Annotated in this window: 8 protein-coding genes; 7 read left to right on the plus strand and 1 reads right to left on the minus strand. The window is 65.8% G+C overall.

Annotated elements, in window-relative coordinates:
• Positions 1 to 513 precede the first annotated feature (513 nt).
• From G455_RS0116130 to mdoH, 3 genes are read left to right on the plus strand one after another with little or no spacing between them, the layout of a single operon-like run.
• Positions 514 to 2,079 carry a glucan biosynthesis protein gene (locus G455_RS0116130; protein ID WP_229861819.1) on the plus strand — a complete coding sequence of 522 codons (1,566 nt, stop codon included), beginning with the start codon at positions 514 to 516 and terminating at the stop codon, positions 2,077 to 2,079.
• Positions 2,076 to 2,312, plus strand: a complete 237-nt coding sequence (locus G455_RS0116135) for a hypothetical protein (RefSeq protein WP_154664407.1) — start codon at positions 2,076 to 2,078, stop codon at positions 2,310 to 2,312. The genes G455_RS0116130 and G455_RS0116135 overlap by 4 nt, the downstream gene beginning before the upstream one ends.
• The gene (gene mdoH / locus G455_RS24390; protein WP_051312572.1) at positions 2,312 to 4,099 is read left to right on the plus strand and encodes a glucans biosynthesis glucosyltransferase MdoH; all 1,788 of its coding nucleotides are present in this window, start codon (positions 2,312 to 2,314) and stop codon (positions 4,097 to 4,099) included. Before G455_RS0116135 ends, mdoH begins: the two co-directional genes overlap by 1 nt.
• A gap of 87 nt (positions 4,100 to 4,186) precedes the next feature.
• On the opposite strand, the gene G455_RS0116145 is transcribed toward mdoH, so the two are convergent.
• The gene (locus G455_RS0116145; protein WP_229861820.1) at positions 4,187 to 6,112 is read right to left on the minus strand and encodes a sigma-54-dependent Fis family transcriptional regulator; all 1,926 of its coding nucleotides are present in this window, start codon (positions 6,110 to 6,112) and stop codon (positions 4,187 to 4,189) included.
• A 496-nt stretch (positions 6,113 to 6,608) separates the two neighbouring features.
• On the opposite strand from G455_RS0116145, the gene G455_RS0116150 reads away from it, so the two are divergent.
• The 4 genes from G455_RS0116150 (at position 6,609) to G455_RS0116165 (ending at position 11,969) form a co-directional block, all read left to right on the plus strand.
• On the plus strand, positions 6,609 to 7,901 hold the full coding sequence (locus G455_RS0116150; RefSeq protein ID WP_051312573.1) for a CobW family GTP-binding protein: 1,293 nt from the start codon (positions 6,609 to 6,611) through the stop codon (positions 7,899 to 7,901).
• A 24-nt stretch (positions 7,902 to 7,925) separates the two neighbouring features.
• Positions 7,926 to 9,212 carry an RNA polymerase factor sigma-54 gene (locus tag G455_RS0116155; RefSeq protein ID WP_028094646.1) on the plus strand — a complete coding sequence of 429 codons (1,287 nt, stop codon included), beginning with the start codon at positions 7,926 to 7,928 and terminating at the stop codon, positions 9,210 to 9,212.
• Positions 9,213 to 9,630: 418 nt separating this feature from the next.
• Positions 9,631 to 11,565 carry a hydantoinase/oxoprolinase family protein gene (locus G455_RS0116160; protein WP_028094647.1) on the plus strand — a complete coding sequence of 645 codons (1,935 nt, stop codon included), beginning with the start codon at positions 9,631 to 9,633 and terminating at the stop codon, positions 11,563 to 11,565.
• Between the two features lie 5 nt (positions 11,566 to 11,570).
• Positions 11,571 to 11,969 carry an acetone carboxylase subunit gamma gene (locus G455_RS0116165; protein ID WP_028094648.1) on the plus strand — a complete coding sequence of 133 codons (399 nt, stop codon included), beginning with the start codon at positions 11,571 to 11,573 and terminating at the stop codon, positions 11,967 to 11,969.
• The last annotated feature ends 36 nt before the right edge of the window (positions 11,970 to 12,005 follow it).

Consider the following 12,005-nt stretch of genomic DNA (forward strand, 5'->3'; position numbering starts at 1 on the left):
GATAGAACGGCTCGGCCGGGGGGAGAGCAAGCCCCGTCACGCGACGTTATTTTGAGGGCGCTGACGTTATCGGGGCGGAGGCAATCGGCCCGGGGGGACGGCCGGGGCCGCCCCGGGGCACGACGTCGGCGGAGTTATGCCGGAATGACGCCACGACCCGTCCCGGTCATGTGGCAGAGCCACTTTATGCGGCTTCGCAAATTTGCAGAATTCAATCTTGATTTCAGTATGTTGATGCAGAATTGCACAGTTTTTCGCTGCGGCGGCATATTTCCGCCGGTCAACTGTGGCAGATTCATCGGAACCCCCCGATTTTAAGGGATAAATTAGATTTCTGCAGCGCAAATATCGTGCGCTTCCCGAGAAGAGCTTATATACAGCGTGACTGGTCGAGGTCTTTGGAAGATACCGTTACTCATGCCGATGCCGAACCCTGTTCCGCTGTCTGTGATGTCCGCCTGCCGCACGGATCGACGCCGCTTGCTCGGCGGTCTGTCGGCAAGCGCTGTTTTTATGACCGCTGCCGCCTTGCCGATCAGGGCCGTGGCGCAGGAAGGCATGCCCGGGGCCGACGGTCCCGAGGCGGCGGACACTGCCGTCGCGCCGCAGGAGACGCAGCCACCCTTCGATTTCGAATCACTGGCCGAACGGATGCGTCTCCGGGCCGAGACGCCGGACAAGACCACGCCGGTGGCCGACAGCTTCCTGACCGGGCTCAGCTACGACGATTATCAGCAGATTCAGTTCAACCCCGCCCGCGCCCGCTGGCAGGAGGAGCCTTCCGATCTGTTCCGCGCCGAAGCCTTTCATCTGGGCTGGCTGTTTCAGGAACCGGTGAAGATGTTCGAGGTGGTCGACGCACAGCCGCGCCCGATGAATTTCGACGTGGCGGATTTCCTCTATCACGGTGATCTTGCCGCGCGGGTGCCGGCGGATGAGCACTTGCCGGGGGTCGCCGGCTTTCGCCTGTCCACGCCGCTGAACCGCGCCGATACCTTTGACGAACTGATCGCCTTTCTCGGTGCCAGCTATTTCCGCGCGCTGGGGCGGGGCAACGTCTATGGGCTGAGCGCCCGGGGCCTTGCGGTGAACACCGGGATTTCCGGGGCGGAGGAGTTTCCCCGTTTTACCGAATTCTACCTGGAGCGGCCGGCGGCGGGCGCCGATCATGTGACGCTGTTCGCCGCTTTGGAAAGCCCGTCCCTGACCGGGGCTTATCGGTTCGTGGTCACGCCGGGCGAGAATACCGTCGTCGAGGTCTCTGCGCGGCTGTTCCTGCGTGACGATATCGAACAGCTCGGGGTGGCGCCGCTGACCTCGATGTATCTGTTCGGTGCCAACGACCCGGGCCAGTTCGACGATTATCGCCCGCAGGTGCATGACAGCGAGGCGCTGGCCTTCACCGAGGCCGGCGGCCGGGTGCATTGGCGTCCGCTGAGGAACCCGCCAGAACTGGCCAGCTCTTATTTCACCAGCGGCAACCTGACGTCCTTCGGGCTGTATCAGCGCGATCGCGACTGGAATGGATATCTCGATGCGCAGGCGCAATATCACCGGCGCCCGTCGCTTAAGGTCGAACCTTTGGGCGATTGGGGAAAGGGCGCGGTGCGCCTTGTCGAAATCCCCAGCGAGCTGGAGACCAACGACAATATCGTCGCCTTCTGGGTGCCGGCGGAGCCGACCCGGGCGGGCGATGTGCTGAATTACAGCTACAGGCTGAGCTGGGGCATGTTGCCGCCCGATACGGGGGCGATGCTGGCCTGGGTCAAAGGAACCCGCGTCGGACACGGTGGCGTGTCCGGGATGAAGGCGAAAGACGATAGTCAGAAATTCGTCATCGACTTCGCTGATGGCCTTTTGGGGCGTCTGCCCGAAGATGCGGAACTGACACCGGTGATCACGGTGTCGAAGGGCAAGATCGTGCAGCAATCCTTGTCGAAGATCCCGGGCCAGGCCTGCTGGCGCCTGGTCTTCGACCTCTCCGCGCCCAAGGATACGGTTATCGAGCTTTCTGCCGAGATCGAGGGCTATGGGCGCAAGTTGACTGAAAACTGGCTTTCTCAATGGATCAGGCCATGAAAATCGAAGTGACCCGAAAGCAATCCGGGATCGACTGCGATATCCGGATGCAACATCGCAATGCCCAACCGGCGACGGCACCGGCTGGCGCGCGGGCGATCATGCCCAATGAAGTCGATTTCGCTCCACCGTTGGCGCCGCTGGCGATGCCGAAACAGCAGATCGAGGCGGTCGAGGGGCGTGGCCGGCGGTGGCTGCCTGGATCCGGACGGCGGATGCAGGGGCAACCCTGATGCCCGATCGCCTGCCCGCGGATGGGGCTACACGCCGGGCGCGGGGATTCGCCTTGGTCTTCGCCGCGCTGATGGGCCTGGGGGCCTGTGCCCTGATCCTGCTTGCCTCTTATGAGGACGGGCTCGATCTGGTTGATATGCTGCGGGCCGGGCTGATCCTGATCACCACCGCCTGGCTGGCATGGGGCGCGGCGCAGGCGTTGCTGGGGCTGGTTAGCCAGGCCCCGCGGTTCGTCCGCCCCCCTGATTGGCAGCCCTCGACCAGGACAGTGGTATTGATCCCGATCTGTAACGAGGATCCGGTGGCCACTTTCGCCCGCATTGCCGCGATGGATCAGTCGGTCGCGGCAGCGGGGCTGATGCCCTGGGTGGATTTCGCGGTGCTCTCGGACAGCCGCGACGAAGGGGTGGCGGCGCGGGAACGATTCTGGTTCGCGCGGTTGCTGACGGCCCGGGCGGGGCAGGGGCGCATCTTCTATCGCCGCCGGCACAGCAACGAAGGCCGAAAGGCCGGCAATATCGAGGAATTCATCCGCACCTCGGGCGGGGCCTATGACTTCGCCGTGATCCTCGATGCCGACAGCCTGATGGAGGGGGCCACCATCGGCGAGATGATCCGCCGGATGGAGGCGGAACCGCAGCTCGGCCTGTTGCAGACCCTGCCGCAGATCATCGGGGGGCGGTCTTTCTTCGGCCGGGCCATGCAGTTCTCGGCCGCCTTCTACGCCCCGGTTTTCGCCCGTGGGCTGGCCCGGATGCAGGGCCCGACGGGGCCGTTCTGGGGCCATAACGCCATCGTTCGGATGCGCGCCTTTGCCGAAAGCTGCGGCTTGCCGGCCCTGTCCGGGGCACCCCCCTTCGGGGGCAGCGTGCTGAGCCATGATTATGTCGAAGCGGCGCTGCTGGCGCGGATGGGCTGGATCGTGCGGTTCGACGACGATCTGCGCGGCTCGTACGAGGAGGGCCCGGAGAATCTGGTGGCCTTCGCCCGCCGGGACCGGCGTTGGTGTCAGGGCAACTTGCAGCACAGCCGCCTGCTGCGCGCACCGGGGCTCCGGGGCTGGAGCCGGTTCGTGTTCTTGCAGGGCATCCTGTCCTATCTCTCGGCACCGTTTTGGGGGATGTTCCTGATCGTGTCGGTGCTGGCGGTGCTGACGCCGCACCGGCCGAATTATTTCCCGCTGCCCTATCAGCTGTTCCCGGTCTTCCCGGACGACCGCACCAAGGAAGTGGTCGGCCTGGCGATCGGGATCATCGGTCTTCTGGTGCTGCCCAAGCTGCTGATCTGGGCGCAGGCGGCGTTTGACCGGCGGGCCGAGGGCTTTGGCGGCGCGCGGCAGGCGCTGAGGTCCTTTGCGGTGGAGCTGCTGTTCTCGGCGCTGACGGCGCCGCTGATGCTGATGTATCAGAGCCGCGCAGTGCTGCAGGTGATCTCTGGCCGGGATGGAGGCTGGCCCGCCAATCAGCGCGGTGAGGGGCGGTTGTCCTGGAACGAGGCCTGGGCGGCGGGCGGCTGGATCGCCGGGACCGGGGCGGCGGCGCTGCTGGCGCTTGTGGTCTTCCTGCCCGGGATGGTCGTTTGGCTGGTCCCGGTTTTCCTGCCGATGGTTCTGGCGATGCCGATCATCACGCTGTCGTCGCGGCCACTGGCGCCGCCGTTGTTTTCGGTTCCGAACGAGGCCGCGCCGACCGAGGTGATCGGGATCAGTGATGCGATCCGGACCAGTTGGGAAGCGACCGATGCGGCGGAACGTGCCCTGGGCATGGGGGCGCCGGTCTCGGGTTGAGGTGATGGCGCTGGTGGCCTGATACCGACTCCCGTGCCGGAAAGTCGTGGCGGCGATGGCCTCCGGACCCCGGAGGCCGCTCAGGCCTCAGCGCCGCAATTGATCCAGACCGTCCTTCAGCCCCAGTTTTTCGAGCCGGACATAGAGCGTGCTCTTGGCGATGCCAAGATCGCGCGCGGCCGAGGTCAGATTGCCACGGTTGCGCGCGATGGCGGCCAGGATGGTTTCGCGTTCGGCCTGTTGCAGCGGGGTGAAGGGCGCGCCGTCCTCGCCCAGCTGTGGCGCAGGCTGGCGCAAATCCCCGGGCAGATGTTCCGGGCCCAGCGGGCCGCCGCCGCTTTCCAGGAACATGCCTTCAAGCACATTGCGCAATTCGCGGATATTGCCCGGCCAATCGTGCCGGGCCAGCAGGGCCAGCAGCTCTGGCGAGGTTTCGGGGATCGGGCTGTCATAGCGCTTGCCGATCTGTTTCAGCAGATGTGCGGCCAGCTTGGGCAGATCCTCGGTCCGATCGCGCAGTGGCGGCAGTTCCAATGTCGTCACCGCGATGCGATAGAACAGATCCATGCGGAAAGCACCCTCGGCGGCGGCGGTCCTGAGGTCGCGGTTCGTCGCCGCAATCAGCCGCAGTTTCACCTTGCGCGGCGCATTCTCGCCAATCCGATAGACTTCGTTGGATTCCAGCACCCGCAGCAGATGCGGCTGCAGATCCAGCGGCATCTCTCCGATCTCGTCAAGAAACAGCGTGCCACCATTGGCCGCCTCGATCTTGCCGATCATGCCGCCGCGTCGCGCACCGGTAAAGGCGCCCTCGGCATAGCCGAACAGTTCCGAGGTGAGCAATTCGCGCGAAAACCCGCCGCAGTTGACCGCAATGAACGGCCCGTCGGCCTGTGGTCCGCTTTCGTGCAGCGCCTGGGCAAAGGCATCCTTGCCGACCCCGGTTTCCCCCAGCAACAGCACTGGCGCCGGGCTCTTGGCCAGCACCCGCGCCCGCCGCACCGCCTCGCGATAGCTCGGGGCCCCTCCGATCAGCCGATCGAAAGGATCGCGGCACTGTTCCGCCGCCGGCAGATCGCGCTGCGCTGTGCGGCGCACCACGGCCGAGCGGTCTGGCAGCACCAGGACCGCCCCCAGACGCTGGCCGTCCAGCATCACCGGTTCGATCCAGTCGCTGTCGATCCATCCGGGCATGTTCTCCGGGGCGATCCGGCCCTTGCGCCAGGGCATGGTCAGATCGCGGATTGCCATGTGATGATCACCGTGGCTCTTCGCCAGTTCCGCCATGAGCTCCGCTGCGCGTTCGTTGGTTTTGATCGGGGCGCCGGTGCGGTCAAAGACGATGATCCCGTCGCGGCCCGGCGCCCGCAACCGATCGAGACAATGGTCCAGCAGCCGATAGCGCAGTTTCAGGTCCCGCTGGGCCAGACGGTTTTCGATCCGCCCGGCGGCGGTGATCGCCAGCGACAGGCTGTGACGGCTGTAGCTGGCGCTCAGCCCCGAGATGTCGATCGCGCCGATGATCGCTCCGCTGGAGGGTTCGCGGATCACGCTGGCCGAACAGGACCAGCGTTTGATCCCCGAGCAATAATGTTCGGCCGAATGGATCTGGATCGGCTGACCGATCTCGAGCGCGGTGCCGATGGCATTGGTGCCACAGGCCTGTTCGCTCCAGTTCGCGCCCGGCATCAGGTGGATTGCCTCGGTCCGGTCGCGCAGCGAATTGTCACCCTCGACACTCAGCACCCCGCCGGTGGCATCGGTCAGGACCATCACCGTGCCGGTTTCGAACAGGAAATCGCGGGCTGCGGCGATCACGCCGCTGCTGGCCTTCAGCAATTCGTCATTGTCGGTCAGCAGATCATAAAGTGCATCGCCCATCACTGGATCCGGGGCGCTGTTCCGACCGGGATCGACGGCGCCGTGGCAGCGCCGCCAGGAATCGTCGATCAGCCGGCGCAACGCGTCCGAGCCGGTATCCTGCCCCTTCATGAAACGATCCCAGGATGACATGATCTGAGGATCGTTTTCAGGGCGTGAAAATCTTTGCCGCAAAACCGTGCCCGGCATTCGGTATTTCCTCCCATTTGAGTATGGCGGTTGTTGTTCCCGCGACGTGGGCCGCGTTCCCTCCCCGGAACATCGCCCTCGCCTCCGCCCCCATTTCCCGGGGCGCGCCATCACCTGTGACGCAAAGTAACATTATTTCTCTTACGGACGAAATACCTTGCGCAACCGGCCTCGTCGCCGCGCTCGGGTGGGGCTGCCCGGCGGGCGGTGGCGGCTCGGCTGAACCGCCTTTGAACGCCGGGCTGGCCGCTGCGATCCTGGCTCCGGGGCATTGTGGCGGGGGCTGGGGTCATCGCCGCGCCGGCGTTCGAAATCCGGACGATGACGTCCGGCCCCCGGACGGGGAAATTGTCGGGCCCGTCGCTAAGGGCTTGAGCCATCATGCCGCGGGGTGCACGGTAAGAAACCTGCTTCCCCTCGGGGGAGAGGGAGGAGACACATGGCTCAGAACAATTTTATCGCGGGTGAAATCGGGCGGTCTGCGGCTGCCCGACGGGTGCCTGTCACGGTGCTGACGGGGTTTCTGGGGGCGGGAAAAACCACCCTGCTGAACAGTCTTGTCAATCGGCCGGATATGGCCGGGGTGGCGGTCTTCATCAATGAATTGGGCGATGTCGGCATCGATCACCACCTGGTGGAGCGAATCGATGATGCCCTGGTGATTCTTGATTCGGGCTGTCTGTGCTGCACCGTTCAGGGCGATCTGATGACGGCGCTGATGCGATTGCACGACCGCGTGGCGCGGCGCGAGATCCCGCCTGTTACCCGGGTGTTGATCGAAACCACAGGCCTGGCCGATCCCGGCCCGGTGCTGCGGGCGCTGATGGAGGACCGGATGGTTTCGGCGCGCTATCGGTGCGACGGGGTGCTGACCGTGGTGGATGTGACCCGGGCACGCGACCAGATCGACCGTCATCGCGAGGCGATGGTTCAGATCAGCATGGCCGACCGGCTGCTGTTGTCGAAATGTGATCTGGCGGGGCAAGTGGAACGCGACGCGGTCGAGCGGATGCTTGCCGCGCTGAACCCGACCGCGCCACGGCTGGCGCTGGATCGCGGCGCGGCGGAGCCGGCGGATCTGTTCGCCAGCGGGCTTTATGCGGTCGAGGATGCGCCGCGCGATCTGAATGGTTGGCTGGGGGGCGCGTTATGGCGCGGCAACGGCGGCGCGCGGACCGGCGTTGCCAGCGCAATGTTCCCGGTCTTGCCCGCCGACACACCCCCGGTCCACGGGCACGGCACCCATGCCTCCCCCCACAGCGGTCGGGTCCGCAGCTTTGTTCTCACCTTCGAGACCGCGCCGGGCTGGCGCGGCTTCTCCGTCGCGATGGGAGAGATCCTGTCCGACTGGGCCGGCAAGTTGCTGCGGGTCAAGGGGCTGATGGCACTGCCCGGGCTCGATGTGCCGATGGCTGTGCAATGTGTCGAGGATGTCGCCTATGCGCCGGTGCGGCTGGAGGCCTGGCCCAAGACCGGCCCTCTGGCCGACGGCTTCGGACGGCTGGTGTTCATCGGTGAGGATCTGACCGATGAGGACGAGGCCGAGATCCGCGTCCGGCTGGCGCGGGTGCCGGGTGACCGCGACGCCTTGCGCCGGCTGGCGGGGTGCCGGGGGCTGCCGACGCGCAATTGGTTGTCCGAACGGTTGCCGCTGACCCCGCGCGCCGGGTTGGTGTCCGAGGCTTTCGTGATCCAGCCGCGCTTTCTGGGCGAGGTGCGTGGCCATGGCTGATCCGCGCCAAGGGGCAGGCTTGGGATGATCGGTCTCCGCCTGCATCAGACCACGTCGCAGCGCATGTCTCAGGTGATGCAGCGGGCGATGGGGTTGTTGCAGATGGATCATGCCGATCTCGCCGGTTTTCTGATCGGTGAGGCCGCAGTCAATCCCTGCCTGCAGGTTAGCCTGCCGCAGCCAGAGGCCGCGCCGCGCCCGGCGCCGCGCCGCTGGCGGCTGGCTTTGCTGGGCAGCGGCGAGGAGATCGACCGGCTGACCGCGCCGGCCGCCGGGCTTTATCCTCATGTGACGGGGCAGATCGGCCTGCTGTTCCGCAGCGCCGAGGATATCCGTATCGCCACGCTTTTTGCCGGCGCGCTGGAGCCAAGCGGCTGGCTGGGCTGCGCGCCGGTCGAGGTGGCGCGCCAGGCCGGGTGCAGCCTGGCCAAGGCCGAGGAGGTCCTGGCGCGGTTGCAACAGATGGAACCCGCCGGCCTGTTCGCGCGGAACCTGGCAGAATGCCTGCGGTTGCAACTGCTGGACCAGAATGCGTTGAGCGGTCCGATGGAACGGCTGCTTGAGGTGCTGCCGCTGCTGGCGCGGGGCGACAGTGCCGGGCTGCTGGCGCAATGCGGCATCGGCCCCGAGGCGCTCGCGGTGCTGGTGACCCGGCTGCGTCGGCTGGATCCCAAGCCCGGCACCCGTTTCGACGATGCCCCGGCGCTGCGCCGTGCCCCTGATCTGGTGGCCGAACGCGATGACGCGGGGCAATGGCAGGTGTCGCTCAATACCGCGACGGCGCCACAGGTCGCGGTGCTGCCGCTGGCCGGGGCCGAACATCGCGCCGCCCGGGCCGAGGCGCGATGGATCGAACGGACGCTGAGCCGGCGCAACGCGCTGGTGCTCAGGGTCGCGGCGCATGTGTTGACGCTGCAGCGGGGTTTTCTGGAGCAGGGCGCCGCACATCTGCACCCGCTGAGTTGCGCCGACGTGGCCGAGGCGCTCGGCCTGCATGAAACCACCGTCAACCGCGTCCGCAATGGCTTGTTGGTGCAGACGCCGACCGGGGTGCTGCCGCTGCGGGCGTTCTTTGCCCGTGGCGGGGTTACGCGCGGCGATGGCGAACGGGTGCCAGCCGCGGCGCTGTCGGCGTTGATCGCCGAGTTGATCGCCAGCGAGGATCCGGACGCGCCGCTGACCGATCAATCCATCGCAGAGCGTCTTGCCGAACGGGGGCTGGAGGTGTCGCGGCGCACCGTCGCGAACCGGCGGCGGGACGCGGGATATCCTGCCGCCGCCGAACGTGGAAAGCCCACAGCGCTGTTCTGACGGCGAAGTGCCCGACTGCCCCCTCTCACCTGTGATGTCATCGGCCCGCCCGGGCCGCGATGGCGGCGTGTCCGTTATCGCGCATCCGTTCCGATGAGATTGATATTGTACAGGCTCCAGCTTCGGTTCTGGCACCGGACGGTCGCGTCCTGTCGCGGTTCGAAATCCGGACGCGGCGCTCGGACGGCCCGCATTTAAAATCTAGGCGCGAAGTTTTTAATTTATGTAATTCAATATGTTATGAGAAATTTTTAGCCCCGATCTCCGGTGTGGAAAGTTTCCTGCTTCTCCCTTGGCAGGCCTGGCGCGGTCCCGGATGGAACAGGAGATCCATTCGGTGTCCCCGACGGGCCCGGCGCAACTGTCGCGCTGTCGGGGCCAGCAGGCCCGTGCAACAAAACGGGAGGAGAAATGCACAATGGCATTTCAGATCAATATTGATAACGGCGGCACTCTGACCGACGTCTGCATCATGTCGGATGACGGCGTGAAGAAGACCAAGGTTCTGACCACGCCCTATGACCTGTCGAAGTGTTTCTTCGAAGGGCTGCAAAAGGCATCGGAAACCCTCTATGGCGCCGAAGACGTCAAGCGCCTGCTCGAAGAGGTGGAGCTGATCCGCTACTCCACCACCCAGGGCACCAATGCGATCTGCGAACGCAAGGGGCCGAAACTGGGCCTGATCCTTGACCGGGACGCCGCCGATCTGCCGCAGGCGCTGCGTGCCCATGATCCGGACGTCTACGATGCGCTGGTCGGCGACCGCGTCGCCTTTGTGGAAACTTCTGCGCTCGATACTCCGGAGGCCGAGGTCGAGGTGGTCAAGACCATCAACCAACTGACCGCCAAGGGGGCCAATAGGCTGGTGGTCAGCTTTGGCGGCGCCAACTTCCACGCCGCCGAGGAGCTGGTCAAGAAGATCGTCCTGCGCAAATACCCGCGCCACCTGCTGGGGGCGGTGCCGGTGCTTTATGCTTCGGACCTGACGGTCGATCGCAACCCGGAACGCCGCGCCTGGTCGGCGCTGATCAACTCTTTCCTGCATACCTCGATGGAGGCCTTCCTTTACCAGGCCGAGAACCGGCTGCGCGACTATCGCACCAAGAATCCGCTGCTGATCTTCCGCAATGACGGTGATGCCTCGCGCGTGGCCAAGACGGTCGCGATCAAGACCTATTCTTCGGGTCCGCGCGGCGGCATGGAGGGGCTCAAGGCCTTCTCTGCGCTCTATGGCTTCCGTGACACCGTTTCGATCGACGTCGGCGGCACCACCACCGATATCGGCCAATGCACCGAGGGCAAGGTGGCCGAGATCCGCCGCGGCAATGTCGAGGGGATCAGCGTGTCCTTTCCGCTGTGCGAGATCTCTTCGGCCGGGGCCGGTGGCAGTTCGGTCTTCAAGGGCAAGGATGGCAAGATCGCCATCGGGCCCGAAAGCGTCGGTGCCCTGCCCGGGCCGGCCTGCTTCGGCCGCGGCGGCAAGGAGGCGACGATCACCGACGCCAGCCTGCTGGCCGGCCTGCTGGACCCGACCTCGTATTTCGGTGGCGGCATGGGGCTGGATGCGGCGCGGGCCGAGGCGGCGGTGAGGACCAATGTGGCCGAGCCTCTGGGTCTTGACCTCGACGCGGCCGTGCTGGCGATGTCAGAGGCCTTCGAGGCGAAGATCGCAGCCGAATTGCACCGGTTCACCACCATTTCGCCCGATACCGTGATGATGGCCTTCGGCGGCGCCGGTCCGCTCAACGCCTGCGGTGCGGCGGACAAGGCCGGCATCAAGCGGGTGGCGATCCCGGCGATGGCGGCGGTGTTCTCGGCCTATGGCATCGGCTCTTGCGACGTGTCGCAGCGCTATGTCGTTGGGTTGAACGAACACAGCAGTGAGGCGCTGGCCACAGCACTCGACGAACTAAAGCAGAAGGCCGCGCGCGACATGTTCGCCGAAGGTTTCGAGGCTGGTAGCTATGCCATCACCGCCCGTCTGGTCGCCGAGACGCCCGAGGGCGAAGTGGTGCACGAGCTGGGCGAGAGTACGGCATTCCCGCCGGCGCTGGTCGAGGCCGAGGCGGTCGAGCTGGAGCTGAACGCGACCAAGAGCCTGCGTCAGGGCGACGGCGGCCATGTCTCGGTCAGCCGCAAGGCCCAGGCCACGCCGGCGGGCACCCGCAAGGTGCTGGTGCCGGAACAGGGCCGGATCGACCTGCCGGTCTACCGGCTGAATGCGATGGCTCCGGGCGATTACGCCCAAGGGCCGGCCATCCTTGAGGAGGATTACTTTACCGCCCGCGTGCCCGCGGGCTGGACGCTCGCCGTCTCTGACGCCGGCGACGTCATTCTGGACCGGGAGGAGTGAGACCGATGAAGATACCGATGACTGAATACCTGCGCATCGACCTGGAAAGCGAGAAGTGGGAATGTCGCGTCTGCGACCATGTGATCGCGCCGGCCGAGGGCAATTATAAGGAAGGGCTGCTGGTGCATAACCGCAACCCGCGCGAGATCCACCCGCCGGTGATCGACCCCGACAAATACCGCTATACCTTCAGCCCGGATCCGGAGTGGGTGCGCATCCTGGAATTCTGCTGCCCGAGCTGCGGCACCCAGGTTGAGACCGAATATGCCATCCCCGGCCATCCGCCGGTCTGGGACATGCAGGTCGATGTCGCGGCGCTGAAAGCGCAATGGGCGGCGCGTGGGACCGCGATGTTGCCCGATGCCGGCCCCGTCGTGGTGCCGGGCCGGGCACATGGCCACTGATCATTCAAAACAGGTATCCGCCGGCGCCCCCGGGTG

Origin of the sequence: Pseudodonghicola xiamenensis DSM 18339 (assembly GCF_000429365.1) — a bacterium.
Lineage (GTDB): Bacteria > Pseudomonadota > Alphaproteobacteria > Rhodobacterales > Rhodobacteraceae > Pseudodonghicola > Pseudodonghicola xiamenensis.